This is a genomic window from Borborobacter arsenicus, assembly GCF_003934165.1.
GTDB lineage: Bacteria > Pseudomonadota > Alphaproteobacteria > Rhizobiales > Rhizobiaceae > Pseudaminobacter > Pseudaminobacter arsenicus.
In genome coordinates this window covers 195,516-216,598 of sequence record NZ_ML133510.1, presented here as the reverse complement: position 1 = coordinate 216,598, position 21,083 = coordinate 195,516, and the positions used below count along the sequence as shown (strand labels likewise).

The 21,083-nt window shown below is 61.5% G+C and carries 20 protein-coding genes and 1 tRNA gene; 12 read left to right on the top strand and 9 right to left on the bottom strand.

What is annotated here, in order from left to right; genetic code table 11:
• The first annotated feature begins 202 nt into the window (after nt 1–202).
• The 3 genes from secA (at nt 203) to EET67_RS04725 (ending at nt 5,751) form a co-directional block, all read left to right on the top strand.
• The gene (gene secA, locus EET67_RS04735; protein WP_128625102.1) at nt 203–2,926 is read left to right on the top strand and encodes a preprotein translocase subunit SecA; all 2,724 of its coding nucleotides are present in this window, start codon (nt 203–205) and stop codon (nt 2,924–2,926) included.
• A gap of 129 nt (nt 2,927–3,055) precedes the next feature.
• Nucleotides 3,056–4,465: a lipopolysaccharide biosynthesis protein gene (locus tag EET67_RS04730; protein ID WP_128625064.1), complete on the top strand. Its 1,410-nt coding sequence runs from the start codon at nt 3,056–3,058 to the stop codon at nt 4,463–4,465.
• Nucleotides 4,465–5,751: a GNAT family N-acetyltransferase gene (locus EET67_RS04725; RefSeq protein ID WP_128625063.1), complete on the top strand. Its 1,287-nt coding sequence runs from the start codon at nt 4,465–4,467 to the stop codon at nt 5,749–5,751. Before EET67_RS04730 ends, EET67_RS04725 begins: the two co-directional genes overlap by 1 nt.
• Before the next feature lie 25 nt (nt 5,752–5,776).
• On the opposite strand, the gene EET67_RS04720 is transcribed toward EET67_RS04725, so the two are convergent.
• Both EET67_RS04720 and EET67_RS04715 read right to left on the bottom strand, forming a co-directional pair.
• Nucleotides 5,777–7,411 (bottom strand): AMP-binding protein, encoded by a 1,635-nt coding sequence (locus EET67_RS04720; RefSeq protein WP_128625062.1) that lies wholly within the window; start codon nt 7,409–7,411, stop codon nt 5,777–5,779.
• A gap of 103 nt (nt 7,412–7,514) precedes the next feature.
• A complete protein-coding gene (locus EET67_RS04715; RefSeq protein ID WP_128625061.1) occupies nt 7,515–7,925 on the bottom strand; it encodes a low affinity iron permease family protein in 411 nt (136 codons plus the stop codon).
• Nucleotides 7,926–8,165: 240 nt separating this feature from the next.
• On the opposite strand from EET67_RS04715, the gene EET67_RS04710 reads away from it, so the two are divergent.
• Genes EET67_RS04710 through nadE form a run of 5 tightly spaced genes read left to right on the top strand, consistent with a single transcriptional unit; the run spans nt 8,166 to nt 14,083 of the window.
• Nucleotides 8,166–9,278 (top strand): hypothetical protein, encoded by a 1,113-nt coding sequence (locus EET67_RS04710; protein ID WP_128625060.1) that lies wholly within the window; start codon nt 8,166–8,168, stop codon nt 9,276–9,278.
• Between the two features lie 23 nt (nt 9,279–9,301).
• Nucleotides 9,302–11,257 (top strand): asparagine synthase (glutamine-hydrolyzing), encoded by a 1,956-nt coding sequence (asnB, locus tag EET67_RS04705; protein ID WP_128625059.1) that lies wholly within the window; start codon nt 9,302–9,304, stop codon nt 11,255–11,257.
• A gap of 15 nt (nt 11,258–11,272) precedes the next feature.
• Nucleotides 11,273–11,539, top strand: a complete 267-nt coding sequence (locus EET67_RS04700) for an acyl carrier protein (RefSeq protein ID WP_128625058.1) — start codon at nt 11,273–11,275, stop codon at nt 11,537–11,539.
• 4 nt (nt 11,540–11,543) lie between these two features.
• A complete protein-coding gene (locus EET67_RS04695) occupies nt 11,544–13,094 on the top strand; it encodes a class I adenylate-forming enzyme family protein (RefSeq protein WP_128625057.1) in 1,551 nt (516 codons plus the stop codon).
• Nucleotides 13,091–14,083 carry an NAD(+) synthase gene (gene nadE, locus EET67_RS04690; RefSeq protein WP_128625056.1) on the top strand — a complete coding sequence of 331 codons (993 nt, stop codon included), beginning with the start codon at nt 13,091–13,093 and terminating at the stop codon, nt 14,081–14,083. The genes EET67_RS04695 and nadE overlap by 4 nt, the downstream gene beginning before the upstream one ends.
• Before the next feature lie 27 nt (nt 14,084–14,110).
• Here nadE and EET67_RS04685 read toward each other — a convergent pair whose 3' ends face one another.
• From EET67_RS04685 to EET67_RS04675, 3 genes are all read right to left on the bottom strand, one after another.
• Nucleotides 14,111–14,332, bottom strand: coding sequence for an alkylphosphonate utilization protein (locus EET67_RS04685; RefSeq protein WP_128625055.1), 222 nt, complete (start codon nt 14,330–14,332; stop codon nt 14,111–14,113).
• A 21-nt stretch (nt 14,333–14,353) separates the two neighbouring features.
• Complete coding sequence (locus EET67_RS04680) at nt 14,354–14,665, bottom strand: DUF6074 family protein (protein ID WP_128625054.1); 312 nt, start codon at nt 14,663–14,665, stop codon at nt 14,354–14,356.
• A gap of 388 nt (nt 14,666–15,053) precedes the next feature.
• Nucleotides 15,054–15,138: transfer RNA gene (locus EET67_RS04675), tRNA-Leu, on the bottom strand.
• Nucleotides 15,139–15,308: 170 nt separating this feature from the next.
• On the opposite strand from EET67_RS04675, the gene EET67_RS04670 reads away from it, so the two are divergent.
• Nucleotides 15,309–15,896 (top strand): YqaA family protein, encoded by a 588-nt coding sequence (locus tag EET67_RS04670; RefSeq protein WP_128625053.1) that lies wholly within the window; start codon nt 15,309–15,311, stop codon nt 15,894–15,896.
• A 36-nt stretch (nt 15,897–15,932) separates the two neighbouring features.
• Nucleotides 15,933–16,448, top strand: coding sequence for a disulfide bond formation protein B (locus EET67_RS04665; protein ID WP_128625052.1), 516 nt, complete (start codon nt 15,933–15,935; stop codon nt 16,446–16,448).
• Between the two features lie 104 nt (nt 16,449–16,552).
• Here EET67_RS04665 and EET67_RS04660 read toward each other — a convergent pair whose 3' ends face one another.
• Nucleotides 16,553–17,110, bottom strand: a complete 558-nt coding sequence (locus tag EET67_RS04660) for an HNH endonuclease (protein WP_128625051.1) — start codon at nt 17,108–17,110, stop codon at nt 16,553–16,555.
• Nucleotides 17,111–17,225: 115 nt separating this feature from the next.
• A complete protein-coding gene (locus tag EET67_RS04655; protein ID WP_128625050.1) occupies nt 17,226–17,885 on the bottom strand; it encodes a DNA-3-methyladenine glycosylase family protein in 660 nt (219 codons plus the stop codon).
• A gap of 75 nt (nt 17,886–17,960) precedes the next feature.
• Between EET67_RS04655 and gluQRS the strand changes: the two genes are divergently transcribed.
• Nucleotides 17,961–18,836: a tRNA glutamyl-Q(34) synthetase GluQRS gene (gluQRS, locus tag EET67_RS04650; protein ID WP_128625049.1), complete on the top strand. Its 876-nt coding sequence runs from the start codon at nt 17,961–17,963 to the stop codon at nt 18,834–18,836.
• 6 nt (nt 18,837–18,842) lie between these two features.
• Here gluQRS and EET67_RS04645 read toward each other — a convergent pair whose 3' ends face one another.
• Nucleotides 18,843–19,133 carry a hypothetical protein gene (locus EET67_RS04645; protein WP_128625048.1) on the bottom strand — a complete coding sequence of 97 codons (291 nt, stop codon included), beginning with the start codon at nt 19,131–19,133 and terminating at the stop codon, nt 18,843–18,845.
• A 167-nt stretch (nt 19,134–19,300) separates the two neighbouring features.
• On the opposite strand from EET67_RS04645, the gene EET67_RS04640 reads away from it, so the two are divergent.
• The gene (locus EET67_RS04640; protein WP_245450725.1) at nt 19,301–20,206 is read left to right on the top strand and encodes a DMT family transporter; all 906 of its coding nucleotides are present in this window, start codon (nt 19,301–19,303) and stop codon (nt 20,204–20,206) included.
• On the opposite strand, the gene EET67_RS04635 is transcribed toward EET67_RS04640, so the two are convergent.
• Nucleotides 20,173–21,024, bottom strand: coding sequence for a YihY/virulence factor BrkB family protein (locus EET67_RS04635; RefSeq protein WP_128625046.1), 852 nt, complete (start codon nt 21,022–21,024; stop codon nt 20,173–20,175). The two genes, EET67_RS04640 and EET67_RS04635, sit on opposite strands and share 34 nt — an antisense overlap.
• Nucleotides 21,025–21,083 lie beyond the last annotated feature (59 nt).

The window sequence follows — 21,083 nt, the reverse complement described above, 5'->3', positions numbered from 1 at the left end:
TTCAAGCCGGCACAAATATGGCCAAATTCGGCACGGCTCCCATCAACGCTGCCACGTTGACATCGTCTGTGCCCCCTCTTATCTGTCCATCGGCTTGGCGTCCAGAGCCGTTTCAGGGCGCTTTTGTTGTCTGGACCTGTTCTGGCGATCGCAGCTTATTTGCTGGCGTACAGTCGGGAAATACAAACTGAAAGGCCTCTTGATGGTCAGCTTTGGCGGCATCGCCCGCAAGATTTTCGGCTCCTCCAATGACCGCCGCGTCAAGTCCAAGCGGCCACGCGTTGAAGCCATCAACGCCATGGAAAACGAACTGCGTGCCCTGTCAGACGACGAACTGCGCGCCCGCACCGCGCAATTTCGCCAGGATATCGCCAATGGCGCCGATCTGAACGATCTGCTCATACCCGCTTTTGCGACCGCGCGCGAGGGCGCAAGGCGCGCACTGGGCATGCGGCCCTTCGACGTCCAGCTCATCGGCGGGATGGTGCTTCATTCCGGCGGCATCGCCGAGATGCGCACCGGCGAAGGCAAGACGCTGGTCGCAACCCTGCCCGTCTATCTCAATGCGCTGACCGGCAAGGGCGTGCATGTCGTCACCGTCAACGACTATCTCGCCAAGCGCGACTCCGAGTGGATGGGCCGCATCTACAAATTCCTCGGCCTCACGGTCGGCGTGATTGTCCATGGCATGAGCGACGAAGAACGGCGCGCGGCCTATGCCTGCGACGTGACCTATGCCACCAACAACGAGCTCGGCTTCGACTATCTGCGCGACAATATGAAATATGAACGCGCCCAGATGGTTCAGCGCGGTCACAATTACGCGATCGTCGACGAGGTCGACTCGATCCTGATCGACGAGGCGCGCACGCCGCTGATCATTTCCGGTCCGCTCGAGGACCGCTCGGAAATGTACAACACCATCGACGCCTTCATCCTGCAGCTCGGGCCCGAGGATTACGAGGTCGACGAGAAGCAGAAGACGGCGATCTTCACCGAAGGCGGCACCGAGAAGCTGGAGAACCTGCTGCGCGAGGCGGGCCATCTGAAGGGCGAGTCGCTCTATGACGTGGAAAACGTCGCCATCGTCCACCATGTCAACAACGCGCTGAAGGCCCATCGCCTGTTCCAGCGCGACAAGGACTATATCGTCCGCAACGACGAGATCGTCATCATCGACGAATTCACCGGCCGCATGATGCCGGGACGCCGTTACTCCGAAGGCCTCCATCAGTCGCTGGAAGCCAAGGAACACGTCACCATCCAGCCGGAAAACCAGACGCTGGCCTCGGTGACGTTCCAGAACTATTTCCGCATGTATGAAAAGCTCGCCGGCATGACCGGCACGGCTTCGACCGAGGCGGAGGAGTTTGGCAACATCTATGGGCTTGAGGTGACGGAAGTCCCGACCAACAAGCCGGTCGCCCGCATCGACGAAGACGACGAGGTCTATCGGACCGAGGAGGAAAAGTACCAGGCGATCGTGCGCGAGATCCGCGAGTCCCATGCAAGGGGACAACCGACGCTGGTGGGCACCACCTCGATCGAGAAATCCGAACAGCTCGCCGCGCGCCTGCGCCAGGACGGCTTCAAGGATTTCGAGGTTCTCAACGCCCGTCACCATGAGCGTGAGGCGTCGATTGTCGCGCAGGCCGGCAAGCCGGGCGCCATCACCATCGCTACCAATATGGCCGGCCGCGGCACGGATATCCAGCTCGGCGGCAATGCCGAGATGCGCATTGCCGAAGAGCTTGGCGACATGCCGGAAGGGCCGGAGCGCGAGGCGAGGGAAAAGGCGATCCATGACGACATCGCCGGGTTGAAGGAAAAGGCGCAGGCCGCCGGCGGGCTCTACGTTCTCGCCACGGAGCGCCATGAAAGCCGCCGCATCGACAATCAGCTGCGCGGCCGTTCGGGCCGGCAGGGCGACCCCGGCCGCTCGAAATTCTTTCTGTCGCTGCAAGACGACCTGATGCGCATCTTCGGCTCCGACCGCATGGACGGAATGCTGCAGAAGCTCGGCCTGAAGGAAGGCGAGGCGATCATCCATCCCTGGATCAACAAGGCGCTGGAGAAGGCCCAGAAGAAGGTCGAGGCCCGCAACTTCGACATTCGCAAGAACCTGCTGAAATATGACGACGTCATGAACGACCAGCGCAAGGTCGTTTTCGGCCAGCGCATCGAGCTGATGGAAGGAGAAAACCTCTCCGAAACCGTCGCCGAGATGCGCCAGGACGTGATCGACGATCTGGTCACCCAGCATATTCCGGAAAATGCCTATTCCGAGCAATGGGATGCCGCCGGACTCCATCAGGCGGTTATCCAGTATCTCAATCTCGACCTGCCGATCGAGGATTGGGTCAAGGAAGAAGGTATTGCCGAGGACGATATCCGCGACCGCATAACCGAACAGGCCAATGCCGTCGCCGAGGACCGTGCGCGGCGCTTCGGCCCCGAGGTGATGGCCTATGTCGAGCGCTCGGTCGTGCTGCAGACGCTCGACCATCTGTGGCGCGAGCATCTCGTCAACCTGGAACATCTCCGCTCCGTCGTCGGCTTCCGCGGCTACGGCCAGCGTGACCCCCTAAACGAATACAAGGGCGAAGGCTTCGAGCTTTTCCAGGCCATGCTGGGCAACCTGCGCCAGGCAGTGACGGCGCAATTGATGCGTGTCGAACTGGTGCGCGAGGCCGCGGAGGCCCCGCCGCCGCAAGCGCCGGACACGTTCGGCCACCATATCGACGAAACCACGGGCGAAGATGCGTTCGGCAATACGGCCACAGCCGTGCTTGACGATGCACGCACCGTCGCGCCTGAGGATCGCAACCCGCAGGACCCCCAAACCTGGGGCAAGGTCGGCCGCAACGAGCCCTGCCCCTGCGGTTCGGGCAAGAAATTCAAGCACTGCCACGGCGCCTTCGTATAAGGCACTTTCGCATCCATCGATTGGACTACGGCCCGGCCCAGAGCTGGGCCGTTTTCGTTTTCGGCAAGCCGAACCGTTTCTTAAACAGTCTCGCCTATGACCCAGGAGAACGGATCCGGAGTGTAGGGAGTGCGGTTTTCCGCGGCATCGACGGCTGAGCGACTTTTACCCGCGCGCCTGGCGCTACGGGCAAGGCCGTTGCTTGGCGCAATCGATACGGCCTTGTTCACCGCCGACGAGCGCGGCCAGGCCGGCCGCATGTCGCTGATCGCCTTTGTCATCCGCATCGTCAATGCCGCCATCGCCTTTGTCAGCCAGGTGCTTCTGGCCCGCTGGATGGGCAGCTTCGAATATGGCATTTTCGTTCTGGTCTGGGTGACGATGGTGATCGTCGGCAACCTTTCCTGCCTGGGCTTCCACACCTCGATCATCCGCTTCATTCCCGAATATCGCGCCAAGGGGATGCTGCCGGAACTACGCGGCGTGCTGTTGACCAGCCGCCTGTTCGTGCTGGCTGCCTCTACCTTTCTGGCCTTTGCGGGAGCGCTCGGAATCTGGCTGCTTTCCGGGACTATGGAAAGCTATTACGTCGTGCCTTTCATCCTTGGCGTTATCTGCATGCCGATGATTGCCCTGTCGGACGTCCTGCAAGGCATATCCCGCGCGCATTCCTGGGCAATTTCGGCGCTCTCGCCAACCTATCTGACCCGGCCAATCCTCATCCTTGCCTTCATGGCGGCTGCTCTTCTGGCCGGCTATGCGCCCACGGCCACTACCGCAGTCATCGCCACGATCCTCGCCACCTACACCACGACGATCATCCAGTTGGTTACCGTCACCCGGCGCGTCGATCGCCGGGTCCCTGCTGGGCCGCGCAAGTCTCATCTGCGCCAGTGGCTGGTCATTTCGCTGCCGATCTTCCTGGTCGAAGGCTTTTTCTTCATCCTGACGAATGCCGATGTGCTGATGATCGGCCTCTATATGAAGCCGGACGACGTAGCGGTCTATTTTGCGACCGTAAAAACGCTGGCACTGGTACATTTCGTCTATTTCGCGGTCAAGGCCGGCGTTGCCCAGCGCTACGCGCAGTTCACCCATGGCGACACGGCACGGCTGGCGGCCTTCGCGCGGGAAACCGTCTCCTGGACGTTCTGGCCCTCGCTGGTGATGGCGCTCGTTGTCCTTGGGCTCGGCAAACCGATCCTGTCGCTGTTCGGCCCCGGCTTCGACGCCGGCTATCCGCTGCTGTTCCTGCTGGTGTTCGGCGTCGTCGCGCGTGCTGCGGTCGGCCCCTGCGAAAGCCTGCTGACGATGAGCGGCAACCAGAATGTCTGCGCCCTGGTCTATGCGCTCACCCTGGCGCTCAATATCGGGCTCAACATGGCCTTCATTCCGCATTTCGGCCTTTGGGGTGCTGCCATCGCCACATCCGTCGCCATGATTTTCGAGGCAGCTGTCCTTGCCTTCACCGTCTGGCGCAAGCTCGGCATTGCGATGGCGATCTTCATGCCGGCGACCCGGACACAGGGAGTACTTTGATGGCGGCAGTGCCCCTTCTGGAGGAAACCAGCGGCGGCCCGGCCGGCACGATGATTTCCGGCCTCGCCGACTTTGCCGATACGCCCGCCGACCGGCCACAGATCGAACTCATCCAGAATCACAGACCGCTGCGGCGGCTGTCGATCTATCCGGCATCCGCAGGCTTCGATCTTATCGAGGAACTGGACCATCTCTGCACCAGGACGATCGAACCCAATATCTTCTTCAATCCGCGCTTTCTGGCTCCGGCAATGCCGCGTCTGGAAGACCGTGAGGTACGGCTCGCCGTCATCCGCGACGGCGATGATTACCGCAACAGGCTGCGCCTGCTGGTGCCCTTCTCGATCGAAAAGCCGGCCGGGCCGCTTGGCATTCCCATACTGCGCACATGGTCGACCCCGTTCGGGCCCCTTGGAAATCCGCTGATCGATCGCGACGATCCGGCAAGCGTGATCGAGGATCTCTTCGCCATGTTGTCGCGACCGCATCTGAAGTTGCCGACAGTGTTCGTGTTGCCGGACATGCGGCTTGACGGTGCCGTGGCGGGCGTCCTGCGCACGGTGGCCGAGACTCGCGGGCTTACCCTGATCGCCACCGATGCGGCCGAGCGGCCGTGGCTCGAAAGCGAGCTCGAGGGCGACGACTACCTCAAGGAGTCGCTGCGCGCGCATCACTACAGGGAGTTCCGCAGGCTCAAACGCCGTCTAGCCGAAAATGGCCTGCTGGAACACATCGTGATGCGCCGGCAGGAAGACGTCCGCCATGGCATCGAAACCTTCCTGACGCTGGAAGCCGCCGGCTGGAAGGGTCGCAAGCGCACGGCCATGGCAATCGACCGCTATCGCGCCGCCTTCGCGCGCGAGGCGGTGCACCGGCTGGCCGAGCAGGATCTGTGCCGTATCCATTCGCTGACACTGGACGGCGAGGTGATCGCCTGCCTGGTCGTGTTCATCGAAGCCGGTGTCGCCTATACTTGGAAGACGACCTATGACGAACGCTATGCCGGCTTCTCACCCGGTACGCTGCTGATGATGGAGGTGACCAGACAGCATCTCGACGATCCCAACATCACGATGACGGACTCCTGCGCCGTTCCCGACCACCCGGTGATGAGCCGGTTGTGGTCTGAGCGAAAGCCGATGGGAACGATCGTTATCGGTCTGACGCCCGGCGCCGACAAGGCCGCACGCCAGGCGGCTTCGCAACTGCATCTCTATCACGAGACCCGCAACATGGCGCGTATCCTGCGCAACCGGGTCAGACGTCTGATGAAAAGACACCCCTGATCCAGCGCTTTTGAGCCGGATGTCCCTAAAGTGCTGCCTCACGCTTGGCGCGATCGCGGAAGATGCGGCGGATGACCTTGCCGCTGGTGGTCAGCGGCATGGAATCGACGAATTCGACCTCACGCGGATATTCATGCGCCGAAAGCCGTTCGCGCACCCATAATTTGATATCCTCGACCAAAGCCTCGCCGCCGGCGAAACCGTCCTTCAAAACCACATAGGCCTTCACGATTTCCGTGCGCATTGCGTCGGGCTTGCCTACGGCCGCAGCGAGCGCCACCGCCGGATGGCCGGTCAGGCAATCCTCAATCTCGCCCGGTCCGATACGAAAGCCGGCCGAAGTGATGAGATCATCGTCACGGCCGACGAAGTGCACATAGCCATCATCGTCTTCGAAGCCCTGGTCGCCCGTCGTCATCCAATCGCCGATGAATTTCTTGGCCGTCGCTTCCGGATTGCGCCAATATTCAAGAAACATCACCGGATCGGGCCGTTGCACGGCAATCTCGCCGACTTCGCCCGGCCCCAGCCGTCGCCCGTCCGGGTCGATTACTGCCACGACATGGCCGGGAACCGGCTTGCCGGTCGATCCGCCCCGGCTGACGCCAAGCGCGGCAGATGCCGACAGCACGAAATTGCACTCGGTCTGGCCGTAGAACTCATTCACGGTCATACCGAGTTCCGCCTGCGCCCAGTCATAGGTTTCGCGCCCAAGCGCCTCGCCCGCCGAACCGATCGTGCGCAGGTCGAGCTTGAAACGATTGCGGATACCCTTGATGCTTTTCAGCATCCGCAGTGCCGTCGGCGGGATGAATGCATTGCGCACGCGCATTTTCTCGACCAGGCCAAGAGCAGCTTCGGGGTCGAATTTGTCAAACCGGCCGGAAACCACCGGCACGCCGAAATAAAGCCCCGGCAGCAGCGCATTGAGCAGGCCACCGGCCCAGGCCCAATCGGCCGGCGTCCACATCAGGTCGCCCGGCTGTGGCAGGAATTCATGCGCCATGCGAATGCCCGGCAGATGGCCCAGAAGCACACGATGGCCATGCAGCGCGCCCTTCGGCGGCCCGGTCGTTCCCGACGTGAAGATCATCATTGCCGGATCGTCGGGCGTGGTATCCTCGGCGGCAAAGTCGTCTGGATGGCTGGCCACGATGCGGTGGAAGTCTTGCGCCTCGCCTTCGGCGCCATCGATGGAGATAACGGCTTCCAGATCGCCCAGGCGGCCCTTGATCCGGCCAAGCTTTGCCACGCCCGCGGAATTGGTGATCACCGCCTTCACGCCGGCCGTCTGCAACCTGTATTCCAGTGCCTCCATGCCGAACAGAAGTGCCAGAGGTACTGCAATCGCGCCGAGTTTGTAGATCGCGACATGGGCGATTGCCGTCTCGAAACTCTGCGGCAGGAGCAATGCGACCCGGTCACCCCGCCGGACACCGAGCGATTTCAGGCCATTGGCCAGGGCGTTCGATCTGGTGGCCAGCTCGCCATAGCTCAGCCGGGCAGCCTCACCATCTAAACGGTAGTCGAAGAGCGCGATCCGATCCGGCTCGCGTGCCGCCCAATGATCAGACACCGCCGTGCCGATATTGAACCGGGCCGGCATTTCCCAACGGAAATTGCCGTAGAACGATGCATAGCTGACATATCGTTGAAGCATGGACCGTCGTCTGCGCCGCTGCGCGATGAACACAGGTGCCGGACGGCACTGTCTGCTGAACTATATGCTGCAGTGCGGTAGCGTCAACGGAATCATGAGGCGGCTACCGTATCGTGGGGCTTGCCGCAGCCTCCTTGGGCCGCTTTCCCCGCTTGTCCGCTCGCATGGCGGCCTGCTCGCATTTGACGCGGAACTCCTCCACCTCGGCCTCGGTCAGGTGCTCTATCCCGATGAAGCGGTTCTCGGCCTTGCCGACCCGGATCAGTTCGTCGAGCTTCGTCTGTACGGCTGCCCCGTCGCGGTTTTGCGTGTTCTGGATCAGGAACACCATCAGGAAGGTGATGATGGTCGTGCCGGTATTGATGATGAGTTGCCAGGTATCGGAAAAGCCAAAAAGCGGGCCGGTCACCGCCCACACCACCACGATCATGCAACAAAGGATAAAGGTGGATGGCTTGCCGGCCGCATGGGCGACCTTGTTTGCAATTTCCGTAAACACCCTGTCTATCGACATTTGCAACAGCCCGAACCTGTCAAAGGTGCAAACGGCACTGAGTCTTGGCCGGCACGCTGCTTGAACGGCAATGCGACGACATCGTTCCATCTACATAGTTGGAAGATTTGTCCGGCCTTTCTGCCTTACGCGGCAAGCAACCATGCGTAGAGGTTTCGCTAATCTTGCTGAGATAGATTGCAACCTGCTCTGCAATCCAAGCTGAGCAATTCCAGGCAATCTATCACGCTTCGGGACCATATGAGCGAAATCCGCCCCTTTGCCGCTGCAGATATTCCGAAGGTCGCGGATATGTTTCAGCGCATCCTGCGCAAGACGGATCGCCCGGCAACGCCTTCCCTCAAGGCCTATCTTGGCGAATTATTTCTCGATCCGCCGGATTTCGATCCCGACATCGTCTCGCTGGTCCATGTCCGTGCCGATGGAAGCGTATCCGGCTTCCTGGGAGCCCTGCCCATGCCGATGGAACTGAACGGGATGAGGCTGCGTGCGGCTGTGTGCGGCACCATGATGGTTGACGGGCATGCGGAAGACCCGTTTGCCGGCGCAAGACTGTTGCGGGCCTTCCTGGCCGGCCCGCAGGATCTCTCCCTCACCGAAACGGCCAACGACGTCTCCACGGCCATGTGGCGCAAGATGCGCGCGACCGTATTGCCCGACTATAGCCTTGAATGGCTTCGCGTGATCCGCCCCGCCGGCTTTGCCGCGGCACTGGCGGCAAGCCGGTTCGGCGCGGCAGCCATGCTCGCGCCTTTGGCACGCCCCCTCGACGCATTTCTGCACCGGCAGGGCAAGGGAACCGAGCCGCAATGGTCGCATGTCGCGCCGGAAAACCAGAATGGCGCCTTCAGCGACACCGAGGCTGATGCAGAGCGTCTACTGGAACTTTTTCCGGCCCTTACCGCAAATTTCCCCATGCGCCCGCAATGGCAGGCAGAGACACTGCGCGCCAGAATCGCGCATGCGACACGCAAGGCGAATTACGGCGATGGCATCAGACGTGTGGTGAGCACGCGAGATGGGCGCGCCATCGGACTGTTCATCTACTACGGCAACAAAGGCGGCATCGGCCGGGTGGTGCAGATTCTTGCCGCGCCCGGCCAGGAAGGCGCTGTCATCGACAGGATGATCGATCATGCCGCAAGGCGGGGCCTGGTGGCGTTGCGGGGGCGGGTCCAACCGGCGCTGCTCGACGCGATGATGGGGCGCCGCATCGGCTTCCTGCACGCCTCCTCCAGCATCGTGCATACACGCGATCCCGCATTGATCGATCTTTTCCGATCCGGGAAGGCATTCTTCAACGGTTTTGCGGGAGAGTCCTGGGCGCGGCTGATCGGCGACCGGTTCGACTAGCCACAGACGGGGCCTTTCATTCCATGTGCGGCATTGCGGGATATTGCGGTCAGGGTGTCGACCCGGAAGAAGCAGAAGCGCTGCTTCACCGCATGACCGGCGCAATCGCCCATCGCGGGCCGGATGATGCAGGCATCCATGTCGGCAAGAATGCCGGGCTCGGCCACCGCAGGCTGTCCGTCGTGGGTATCGCCGATGGCCACCAGCCGATGGCCAGTGTCGACGGCGGCCTTTGCATCAGCTTCAACGGCGAAATCTTCAACCATATCGAACTGCGCAAAGCCCTGGCGGCGAAGGGCCATGTCTTCAAGACCACTTCCGACACCGAAGTCATCCTTCACCTCTATCAGGAGATAGGAGCGGATTGCGTCACGCAGTTGAACGGCGATTTCGCCTTTGCCCTCTGGGACGCGCCCCGTAGGCGCATGATGCTTGCGCGCGACCGCATGGGCGTGCGGCCGCTGTTTCATAGCTGGCACCAAGGCACGTTCTATTTCGCCTCCGAGGTGAAAGCGCTGCTGACGGTTCCAGGCATCACTGCCGAGATCGACCCGATCGCGCTTGACCAGATTTTCACGCTTTGGGCGCCGATCGCACCGCGAACCATGTTCAAGGGCATAGCCGAACTTCCGCCCGCCCATCTGATGCTGGTCGAAGGCGGGCAGACCACCATCCGGCCCTACTGGAAGCTCGAATTCCCCGATCGCGGCGACCTGGGCACAACGCGACCGCAGGAAGACATCGCCGCAGAATTGCGCGATCTGCTGGAGGACGCGACACGCATCCGCCTGCGCGCCGATGTGCCTGTAGGCTCCTACCTGTCCGGCGAGCTCGATTCCTCGCTGATCTCGGCACTGGCTGCACCTCTGGTGCCTGCGGGCCTGCGCACATTCTCCGTCACCTTCGATGGCGCCGAATATGACGAGGGGCCGTTCCAGAGGATGATGGCCGAGCATCTGGGAACGCGGCACAGCGCCGTCGCCTGCCATGCGGACGACATTGCCGAAAGCTTTCCGCAAGTGGTGCGCCATATGGAGCGGCCGGTGCTGCGCACCGCCCCTGCTCCGCTCTATCTGCTGGCAAACCTGGTGCGCGAGCAGGGTTTCAAGGTTGTGCTGACCGGCGAAGGGGCCGACGAAATCTTCGCCGGCTACGACCTTTTCAGGGAGGCCCGCCTGCGCCGCTTCTGCGCGCGCCAACCGACGTCGTCCATCCGTCCCACGCTGTTTCGCAAGCTCTATCCCTACCTGCCGGGCCTGGCCCAGCAGACACCGGCCTATCTTGCCGCCTTTTTCGACGTCGAGCCGGAGGCATTGGGCGATCCGCTCTATTCGCACCACCCGCGCATGCGCAATACGGCCGCGGCAAAGATGTTCTTTTCGGCGGAACTGCGCGAGACTTTAGGCGCCTATGATGCCGCTGAGGAACTTGCCGCCGGTCTGCCGGAAGCATTTTCCCGCTGGGACCCACTGCACCAGGCACAATATATCGAAACTTCGTTCCTGCTGCCTGGCTATATCCTTTCCAGCCAGGGCGACCGCGTGGCCATGGCAAGCGGCGTGGAAGGGCGCTTTCCGTTCCTCGACCATCGGCTGGTGGAGTTTGCGGCGCGCATTCCGCCCAACATGAAGCTCAACGGCTTGAGGGAAAAGCACATCCTCAAAAAGGCGGCCAAGGACCTCGTGCCGGCTTCGATCATCGCCCGCGACAAGCAGCCCTATCGCGCACCGGAAAGCCAGTCCTTCCTCGGCAGCCAGGCCCCTTCCTATGTGTCGGAATGCTTGTCGCCTGCCGCCATCAGGCAGGCTGGCCTGTTCAACGCGCCCCTGGTGGAAAAACTCGTCCAGAAGGGCCAGCGCCGACCCATGGCCGGATTTCGCGACAACGCGGCTTTCGTCGGCATCCTTTCAACGCAACTTTGGGTCGACAGCTTTGCGAGAAAGCCAGCTTCCGGCCACCTCAAACAGACCGCAGCCTAAGCGAAGGGGGATACAATGGCCAGTTCCGTGGAAACAGCTATCAGGGCATTCATCGTCGAGAACTTCCTGTTCGGCGATGAAAGCTACAAGCTGACCGGCGAGACATCGCTGATCGACAACGACCTCATCGATTCGACCGGAATTCTCGAACTGGTCACCTTTCTCGAAGAGCGTTTTTCGATCCGCATCGCCGATGCCGACATCGTGCCTGCCAATCTGGATTCGATCGCGCGCATCGACGCCTTTGTGAACGCCAAGCTGGGCGAGAGCGCGGCGGCCTGAAGCGATGCCGGAAAGCACGCGCGTCGAAGATTTCCTGCGCCGCAGCGCAGCAGCCTATGGCGGCAAGACGGCTGTGATCGCCGGGGGCCGACGGCTCACCTATGCCGAGCTCGACAGCCTGTCGGACAGGCTTGCCGCCACCTTGCAGGCGCAAGGCGTTGAACGCAACGATCGCGTGCTCATCTTCATGGACAATGGCTGGGAAGCCGCCGTCTCCATCTATGCCGTGCTCAAGGCCGGCGCCGTTTTCGTTCCGATCAATCCTTCGACCAAGGCCGAGCGGCTCGGTTTCGTCATGCGCAATTGCCGCGCGCGCGCCATCCTGACCCAGGCTCGGCTTCAGCCGGTTGTCTCGGCCGCCGCTATCAACGCCCCCTCTCTCAGGTTCATTATTGCCGCTGGTGCCGGACAGACAACCAGTGATGTCACCTCCTTCGAAACCTGCATCGCCACTCCGGCCTCGCCTGAGCCGCATGGCGGCACGGATGAAGACCTTGCCCATCTGATCTACACCTCGGGTTCGACCGGTGAGCCCAAGGGCGTGATGATGACGCATCGCAATGTCGAGGCGGCAGCCAGTTCCATCACCACCTATCTCGGCAGCAGGGCCGACGACATCGTGCTCAGCGCCCTGCCGCTGGCTTTCGGTTACGGGCTCTATCAACTCATCATGGCCGTCAGGATCGGCGCGACGCTGGTGCTGGAAAAATCCTTCGCCTTTCCGCAAGCCATCTTCGAAACCATGCGCACTGAGCGTGCAACGGCCCTGCCGCTGGTGCCGACAATGACAGCCCTCATCCTGCAGATGAAGGATTTGCAGCCGGGCGCGCTGCCGGACCTGCGCTATATCACCAGCGCGGCGGCACCACTGCCGCCCGACCATATCAGGCGCCTGCGCGCATTGTTCCCGAACGTCCGGCTCTATTCCATGTACGGCCAAACCGAATGCATGCGCGGCACCTATCTGCCGCCGGAGGAACTGGAGCACCGTCCGGAATCGGTCGGCATTGCCATTCCCGGAACGGAAGCTTTCATCGTCGATGAGCAGGGAAAACGCGTCGACCCCGATACGATTGGCGAACTGGTCATCCGCGGACCGCATGTCATGCAGGGCTATTGGGAAGATGAAGAGGCGACAGCACGCGCGCTGCGGCCCGGTCGTAACGCTTCGGAGCGGGAGCTCCATACCGGCGATCTGTTCCGCGCCGACGCCGACGGCTTTCTCTATTTCGTCAGCCGCAAGGACGACATCATCAAGACGCGCGGCGAAAAGGTCGCGCCGAAGCAGGTCGAGACCGTGCTTCACGCCTGCCCGGGCGTCGCCGAGGCTCTGGTGATCGGCGTCGATGATCCGATCCTCGGCAAGGCCGTCCACGCCTTGGTCGTGCGCTCGGATGCCAGCCTTACCGAGCGCGAGATCATCCGCCATTGCGCGCGCCATCTGGAGGATTTCATGGTGCCGAAATCGGTGGAGTTCCGCGTCAGTCTGCCACGAACGGACAGCGGCAAGACCAGCCGCCGCCTCGCCGCCAAGTCAATGGAAGCCACGTCATGAATGTCAGCCCGTCAAACCAACACCCCGCCTTTTCGCCGGCGACCCTCGATATCGACCCCGCAGCCGAAAGCGACAGGATCGCCACGGCACTGCGCGAACAGGTCCGGGGCATGCGCAAGCGCGGCCTGGTCCTCGGCCTGTCGGGCGGCATCGATTCGAGCGTGTGCGCCGCACTGGCGGTCAAGGCGCTCGGCCCCGGCAAGGTTTTCTGCCTGTTCATGCCGGAAAATGATTCCGATCCCGAGAGCCTGCGTCTCGGCAAACTCGTCGCCGAGACCTACGGCATCGAGGCCCGCACGGAAAATATCGGGCCGACGCTCGACGCCATGGGCTGCTACGCAAGGCGCGACGCCTTCATCCGCGAAGTCGTGCCGGACTATGGGCCAGGCTGGGCCTCCAAGATCGTGCTCGCCAATGCGCTGACGACGGAGGGCTACAATATCTCCTATCTGGTGGTTCAGGCTCCCGATGGAACCACGCAGAAGCTACGCATGCCGCCTTCAGCCTATCTCGGCATCGTCGCTGCCACCAATATGAAGCAACGCACCCGCAAACAGCTGGAATATTTCCATGCCGACCAGCTGAATTATGCGGTTCTGGGAACGCCAAACCGGCTCGAATATGACCAGGGTTTCTTCGTCAAGAACGGCGACGGCGCAGCCGACGTGAAGCCGATCGCCCATCTCTACAAATCGCAGGTCTACCAACTGGCCGCCCATCTCGGCGTGCCGGCGGAAATCCAGGCACGGCCGCCGACCACCGACACCTATTCGCTGGCGCAGACGCAGGAGGAATTCTACTTCGCCCTGCCCTACCGGCAGATGGACCTTTGCCTCTACGGGCTGAACAATGGGATCAGCGCCGCCGGCACGGCAGCCGTCGCCTCTTTGACAGAAGAGCAGGTCAGGCGTGTCTGGAGCGATATCGAATCGAAACGCAAGGTCGCCCGCTATCTCCACCTCGCGCCGCAACTGGTCGATCCCATATAGGCGAATGGCATCGGCCAGCTACAAAGGTCAGGCTTTCTTGAGGAACTCGGTTTTCAGGACGAGCCCCTTAACCTGTTTGGTGTTGCATTCGACCTCGCCCGGATTTCCGGTCAGTCGGACACCCTTGACCAGCGTTCCCCGCTTTATCGTTTCGGATGTGCCCTTGACCTTCAGGTCCTTGATCAAGGTGACGGAGTCGCCGTCGTTGATCTGATTGCCAAAGGCATCACGCACCAAATCGTCGCTCATGTCTGTTTCTTTCGTGTCTAGCTAGGCGCGGTTCTGGGCCCCTACGCAGCGGCGGCGTAGCTCGTCTTGTACGGCATCCTGAAGGCTGAGGATTTCATTGCGGATTGCATCGGCATCGAGGCCGGATTCGCGCATATCCGCGATGATCGCAGCAACCCTCCTGCGCCAGAACTCATTGGCTGCGGAGCCATTCACGCACTCCAGGTCATCTACCATCGAACGCACAAGAGATGCACGCGAACTCAGCGGGAAGGGAATCAAATCAGCCATGCAGGCAAGTTCGGCCGAACGTGGTTTATAGATCGTGAACGCCGCGCCCGTATCGTAAACCAACAAAAAAGGCCGGGTGCTACCCCGACCTTTCCAGAGCATTTTGCAGCCGAGTGGAATCACTTGGCGTCGCAAAAATGCGGCAAAAACAAACAGATAGAGCGGCAGCCCGGATTTGTCCGGGCAACTGCCGCTCTAGCGCCTTGGTCCCGATGCCAGTACATCCGTGGTTAAAGGGGAGGCTGTTTGACTGGCCCTCACCATCATACGGCCATGGTTAACAAATCGTTGATCCGCCACGACGCGGCCGGAAAACCGCTGCATGTGGAATAAAGGAGGTTCAGGACGCGGAATCGAACCTGCAGGGTTCGCAAGGGCGACTGCCCGCCGGCCGGTCAGGCCGCCCCATCGGAGCGGTGAGCGAAGCGAAACCGCGTGAGATACGAAAAGTTGGTGCGGGTGGTCGGAATCGAACCGACACTCCTTTCGGAACCGGATTTTGAGTCCGGCGCGTCTACCAGTTCCACCACACCCGCACATGCCATCGGCGACGGCATTGTCGTCCATCCGTTTCGGACGACGGGAGCGGACTATACGGTTCAGCCATGCGGCGTCAACTGGCCGCGTTTGTTTTCATGGACGCGAAACCATTATGCGACCATAGATAGCGCCTACGACGAAATCGATTTTTTCTCGACGGAACTCCATGCTTCGAAAACTCTATGACTGGACGCTGTCGCTGGCAGCGCGCAAATCCGCCGAATGGTGGCTGGCCTTCATCGCTTTCGTCGAAAGCTCGGTTTTCCTGGTGCCGGCCGACGTGCTCTTCCTGCCCATGGCCCTGTCGCGACCGGCGCGCGCCTATCGCTACGCGATTGTCGCCACGGTCGCTTCGGTACTTGGAGGCATCGCCGGCTGGTTCCTCGGCCACTACGCCTATGAGGCAATCGCCAAGCCGGTCCTTGAATTCTACGGCAAATTCGATGATTTCGAAGCCTTGCGGGTCTCATCGGGCGTCGGCTTCATCCTGTTGATGCTGATAACCTCGGGGCTTGCCCATCTCCCACCGATCAAGGTGGTGACGATCCTGTCCGGCGTCATCGGCTTTCCGCTTGGATGGTTCATCCTCTCGGCGATCGTCGCACGCGGCGCCCGCTTCCTGTTTCTCGCCTGGCTGCTGCGCACTTATGGCGAACCGATCCGCGAATTCATCGAAAAGCGCCTCGGCACGCTGGCCGCACTTGCTGCCGCCGCCCTGATTTCGCTTTACATCCTCGTCAGATACGCTTTCTGACGATCACCTCGCACATTCACCATCGGACCTCCGCCCATGTCTTTCCTCAACCAGCCGACCAGCAGCGTCCAGACGGTTACGGCACTTTTGCTTCTGGCTCTGATGGCAGCGACAGTGGGCAGCGCGCTCGGTTTTGAACATATCAGCGGCTATATCCCCTGCAAGCTGTGCCTGGAGCAGCGCACGCCCTATTATGTCGGTATGCCGCTGATGGCGGTTGCAGCACTTTCCTCCTCGCTGAATTTCCCCAGCTCGATAACGCGCGGGCTGCTCTTCATCGGCGGCTTGCTGATGGCCTACGGCCTTTATATGGGCGTCTATCACTCTGGCGTCGAATGGGGCTGGTGGGCTGGCCCGGCCGATTGCGGAGCAGTGGTGGCTGCGCCGGAAGGCGGCAGCGGCGGCGTGCTTGATTCGCTCAACACCGTCATCCCGCCCTCCTGCGACAGGGCGGCGCTGCGGATACTCGGCCTGTCGCTCGCCGGCTGGAACGCCATTGCAAGCCTCGTGCTTGCGGTCATCGCTTTTCGTGGAGCAGTGGGAAAGCCCTGATGCCCAGAGCGCGGTCGTTCTGACGAACGCGCACTCTGGTTTCTTCAGCCGCATTTGTGCGACGTCAGACGATTCCGTCTGACTGCAAAATGCTTCGCAGCCGGTCACGGCTCCAGTTCGACATCCCAGTAGAGATAGTCCATCCAGCTTTCATGCAGATAGTTGGGTGGGAACAGCCGGCCATTATTGTGCAGATCATGCACGGTCGGCTGATAGGGTTTTTGCATCGGCCACATCTTCGCCTGCGCCGGCATCATGCCGCCCTTTCTGAGATTGCAAGGCGAACAGGCGGCAACGACATTTTCCCAGGTGGTGGCGCCGCCGCTATGGCGCGGCACGACATGATCGAAAGTCAGCTCTTCATGGGTGCCGCAATATTGGCATTGGAAACGGTCGCGCAGGAACACGTTGAAGCGCGTGAATGCCGGGTGGCGTGACGGCTTGACGTAATTCTTCAGGCTGACGACGCTCGGCAGCCGCATCGAAAAGGATGGCGAGGACACCGAATGCTCATATTCGGCGACGATGTTCACGCGATCGAGAAAAACGGCCTTGATGGCATCCTGCCACGACCATAGCGACAGGGGATAGTAGCTGAGCGGGCGATAATCCGCGTTCAGCACCAGTGCGGGAAGGCCATCCGGAGATACGGCGACCGTCACTTGCAGCTACTCCCGAATTGATGATCAACCAAGGTGCGCAGATATTCTACGCCCTACATGACATCGATGTGAAGTTTTTTCGCGGATTTGTGTGCCACAGAAAAAACCGGAAATTTCAGGCTTTTCCCTGGATTTGCACCGGCGGCGCCCCATCACGACCGCGTGTTTCGCGGTAATAGGCCCAGAAAAGACGCGCCGCGACACCTCGCCACGGCGCCCATGATTCGGCCAGGCAGCCGAGTATTTTTTCATCGGGCCGAGGCGACAGGCCGAGCGCGTGGCCTACCGCCGACTGCAGGGCGACGTCGCGGGCCGGAAATATGTCCGGATGTCCGGCCGAGAACAGCAAATAGCATTGCGCCGTCCACGGCCCGATGCCGGAAACGGAAGTCATGCGCGCAATGGCGTCTGTCGCATCGAGCCTGCAAAGGTGGTGAAGGTCGAGCCCATCGCATACTGCCTCTGAAACGGCAAGGAGCGTCCGCTGCTTGGGCCGCGACAGGCCGGCCTCGCGAAACAGCGATTCACCGGCGTCGAGCAAGGCCTGCGGGGTCAAGGGATCGACCAGTTTGACGAGACGCCCGAAAATGGCATCGGCGCTGGCGCGCGACACCTGTTGCGCCACGATGATCGAGACGAGGCTGGTGAAGCCCGGTTCCGAAAGCCGCAGTGGAATCTCGCCGGCAGTGGCGCGCACGGTTGCCAGGCGTGGATCGATGGCACAAAGCGCATCGAGCCCGGCAGAAATGTCATCCAGACTGGCGATACGGCGCATGGTGTGGCTTGTTCCGGTTGGCGTCCCAAAGTAGCAATCGACGGACAGTCGATTCAACCCGCTAATTGCCCGGCAATGAACACTCCTGTCTTTCGTTTCGCCCCAAGCCCGAATGGCGAGCTTCATCTCGGCCATGCCTATTCGGCGCTGCTGAACGCCAGGATGGTTGAGACAAGCGGCGGGCGATTCCTGTTGCGGATCGAGGACATCGACGTAACCCGCTGCACGCCCGAATTCGAGGCCGGCATCTTCAGGGATCTGGCTTGGCTTGGCATCGAATGGGAGCAACCGGTGCGCCGCCAATCCGACCATTTCGAAGCCTATGAAAGCCTTCTGCAAAGGCTGATCCGCGAGGAACTGGTCTATCCCGCTTTCATGAGTCGGGGAGAGATTCGCGCCGCCATCGCCGAAAGTGAGCAGCAGGGCGGAGTCTGGCCGCGCGACCCCGACGGCGTGCCCCTCTATCCGGCCGCCGACAAGCGATTGCCGCATGCCGAGCGCCAGCGCCGTATCGCTGCCGGCGAGCCCTTTGCGTGGCGGCTGGACACCGAGGCTGCGCTGTCGCGCCTGCCCGCGCCGTTGTCATGGACTGAGCTTGACGATGAGTCTCTGACCACCTCTCACGAGGTCGAAGCGTGCCCGCAGCAATGGGGCGATGTGGTGATCGCGCGCAAGGACATCCCCACCAGCTATCACCTGTCGGTCGTCGCCGACGATGCATTGCAGGACATCAGCCATGTCGTGCGTGGGCGCGATCTCTACCAGGCCACCGCCATTCAGTGTTTGCTGCAGCGACTGCTTGGATTGCCGGCGCCAGCCTATTTCCACCACAGGCTTATCCTCGATCCCGACGGCCGGAAACTGTCGAAAAGCGAGCGGGATACCGGCCTGGCGACCCTTCGCGAAAACGGCAGGACGGCAGTGGAAATCCGGCGCATGGTCGGGCTGTGAACCTATTTATCTCAGCCGTGCTGCGCCGGCCTTGAGAAGCATCAGAATGGCGAAGCTCACAAAGGCTCCCCCGAAGCCGGTGACGGTCGCCAGTGTCAGGTCACGCAGGCTGACCCCGTAGACATTGACCAGCAGGATGGCGGCGAAGAAGCCGCCCACGAACACGATCATGTTGCCGATCGGACCGAAGCCATCGTCGCGCATGATGGCGTCGAGCGCTGAACCGAATACGACGGCCGCCACCAAGACGACCGCGACGGCCATCATCAACCAGGCCGGATCGAGATTCCAAAGCATGTCCGCTCCTGTCGAAGGTGACACTTCTTCGTCCCGTGAACCCATCAGGTTCAATTTCCCTCAGTATATGGTTCAATCGTTTCGCTTTGCTTGCTGCAATGAATGGCATTAGAGCCATTGCCGCAGCGGCGGTATTCCGGTCCCGTCGATCAACGGACTCCACCGCCATGCCTCCAGTTCTCAAACGGCTCATTCCCGCCACCTTCGTCGTCCTCTGGTCGAGCGGCTTCATCGGCGCACGCTATGCCATGCCGTGGGCGGAGCCCTTCACCTTCCTTACCGGCCGCTTTGTGCTAGCCTTCCTGCTGTTGGTGCTGATCATCCTGGTTATCGGGGCTCGCAAGATCACGCCGAGACATGCCCTGCATTCGGCAATTGCCGGGATGATGTTGCACGGCGTCTATCTGGGCGGCGTGTTCTGGGCGATCGCCCACGGTCTCCCCGCCGGCCTGATGGCGCTGGTTGCAGGGCTGCAGCCACTGATCACGGCGCTCGTTGCCGGGCGGCTTCTTGGGGAGAGGATTGGCCCGCGACACTGGGCTGGCCTGATGGCTGGCTTTGTCGGCGTGGTCATCGTGCTTTCGCCCGCCCTCGACAAGAGCATTGGCGTAACCTGGTCCACCCTATGCGCAGCTTTCATCGCCGTGGGCAGCATAACGGCGGGCACAATTTGGCAGAAGCGTTTCGCCGGCGGCGATCTCGTGACAGGAACGCTCTATCAATATCTGGGCGCGGCAATTCTGACGGGTGTGGGGTCGCTCGCATTCGAGACGCAACGGATGGAGATCACCGGCGAACTGATCTTTGCCCTGGCCTGGCTGGTTCTGGTGCTTTCCATCGGCGCCGTCTTCCTGCTGATGGTGATGATTCGCGACGGCGAGATGTCGAAGGTTTCGTCCCTTTTCTATCTCGTTCCGGTCGTGACCGCGGTCATGGCCTGGGCGCTGTTCGGGGAAGAACTAACCCTGGTGCAAATGGTCGGCATGGCGCTGGCGACCGCCGGCGTCGCGCTGGCGACCGCAACCCCTTCCGAACGCGCTCAGGCGCCGACGCGGGCTCGCGCTTCCAGATAGCGGCTGATGGCGGCGTTCAATTCGCCGCCGAGAATGAAGATGGCCGAAACGATGTAGAGAAAGACCACCGCGATCATGATCGAGGCAAGACCGGCATAGGTGGTCACATAGGAGGAAAACCGGTCGAGATAGGCGGCAAAGATCGTCGATCCCACGAGCCAGCCTATCAGCGTGAAGATGATTCCCGGCACGATTGCCGTGAACCGCCGCTTGCCGGCCGGAAGCCAGAAATGCACGGCGATCAGGCCGAGCACGATCACCGTGGAGGCAATGATGAAACGCCAAAGCGTGATCGTGCCCATATAGGGCCGGACCCATTCGAAATTCGCTTGCGCCAGCCGGGCCAGAATCGGCGCAAACAGCAGAAGCACGCTGATGACGAGGAAGCCGACCGTCGCGATGACGACGAAGGCAAGGCTTTGCAGGCGGCGATAGATGAAGGAGCGCGTCTCGATGACGCGATAGGCGCGGTTGAGCGAGGTGCGCAACGCCTCGATGCCGTTCGAGGCAAAAAACGCCGCCAGCACCACGCCGAAGGTCAGGAGGTCGCTGCGCTGGACGGTCAGCACATTGACCACTTCGCGTGCGATGGGGGCGGCAATCTGTTCGGGCCATGTATCGAAGACGATGTGGACCGCCGTCTCCGCAAATGCCTGGGCGCCGAGGAAGCTGGCGAGCGTGGTCGCGAAGATGAGGAAGGGAAACAGCGCCATCAGCGCGGTAATGGCCAGGTGACTGGCCATCGACCAGCCGTCATCGTCATTGAAGTGACCCAGCGCATCGAAAAGGACGCGGCGTATGGCGACGATCTTTCTCATTGCGCCTGCATCCGGTTGGTTTGCCCTCGTTGTCTCCCGGCCGCGAATATGGGAAGGGT

What these genes read in the sequence shown, in the direction of transcription:
- secA (WP_128625102.1), top strand. Translation starts at nt 203, where the DNA reads ATGGTCAGCTTTGGCGGCATCGCCCGCAAGATTTTCGGCTCCTCCAAT.
- EET67_RS04725 (WP_128625063.1), top strand. Translation starts at nt 4,465, where the DNA reads ATGGCGGCAGTGCCCCTTCTGGAGGAAACCAGCGGCGGCCCGGCCGGC.
- EET67_RS04720 (WP_128625062.1), bottom strand. Translation starts at nt 7,411, where the DNA reads ATGCTTCAACGATATGTCAGCTATGCATCGTTCTACGGCAATTTCCGT.
- EET67_RS04715 (WP_128625061.1), bottom strand. Translation starts at nt 7,925, where the DNA reads ATGTCGATAGACAGGGTGTTTACGGAAATTGCAAACAAGGTCGCCCAT.
- EET67_RS04710 (WP_128625060.1), top strand. Translation starts at nt 8,166, where the DNA reads ATGAGCGAAATCCGCCCCTTTGCCGCTGCAGATATTCCGAAGGTCGCG.
- asnB (WP_128625059.1), top strand. Translation starts at nt 9,302, where the DNA reads ATGTGCGGCATTGCGGGATATTGCGGTCAGGGTGTCGACCCGGAAGAA.
- EET67_RS04700 (WP_128625058.1), top strand. Translation starts at nt 11,273, where the DNA reads ATGGCCAGTTCCGTGGAAACAGCTATCAGGGCATTCATCGTCGAGAAC.
- EET67_RS04695 (WP_128625057.1), top strand. Translation starts at nt 11,544, where the DNA reads ATGCCGGAAAGCACGCGCGTCGAAGATTTCCTGCGCCGCAGCGCAGCA.
- nadE (WP_128625056.1), top strand. Translation starts at nt 13,091, where the DNA reads ATGAATGTCAGCCCGTCAAACCAACACCCCGCCTTTTCGCCGGCGACC.
- EET67_RS04685 (WP_128625055.1), bottom strand. Translation starts at nt 14,332, where the DNA reads ATGAGCGACGATTTGGTGCGTGATGCCTTTGGCAATCAGATCAACGAC.
- EET67_RS04670 (WP_128625053.1), top strand. Translation starts at nt 15,309, where the DNA reads ATGCTTCGAAAACTCTATGACTGGACGCTGTCGCTGGCAGCGCGCAAA.
- EET67_RS04665 (WP_128625052.1), top strand. Translation starts at nt 15,933, where the DNA reads ATGTCTTTCCTCAACCAGCCGACCAGCAGCGTCCAGACGGTTACGGCA.
- EET67_RS04655 (WP_128625050.1), bottom strand. Translation starts at nt 17,885, where the DNA reads ATGCGCCGTATCGCCAGTCTGGATGACATTTCTGCCGGGCTCGATGCG.
- gluQRS (WP_128625049.1), top strand. Translation starts at nt 17,961, where the DNA reads ATGAACACTCCTGTCTTTCGTTTCGCCCCAAGCCCGAATGGCGAGCTT.
- EET67_RS04645 (WP_128625048.1), bottom strand. Translation starts at nt 19,133, where the DNA reads ATGCTTTGGAATCTCGATCCGGCCTGGTTGATGATGGCCGTCGCGGTC.
- EET67_RS04640 (WP_245450725.1), top strand. Translation starts at nt 19,301, where the DNA reads ATGCCTCCAGTTCTCAAACGGCTCATTCCCGCCACCTTCGTCGTCCTC.
- EET67_RS04635 (WP_128625046.1), bottom strand. Translation starts at nt 21,024, where the DNA reads ATGAGAAAGATCGTCGCCATACGCCGCGTCCTTTTCGATGCGCTGGGT.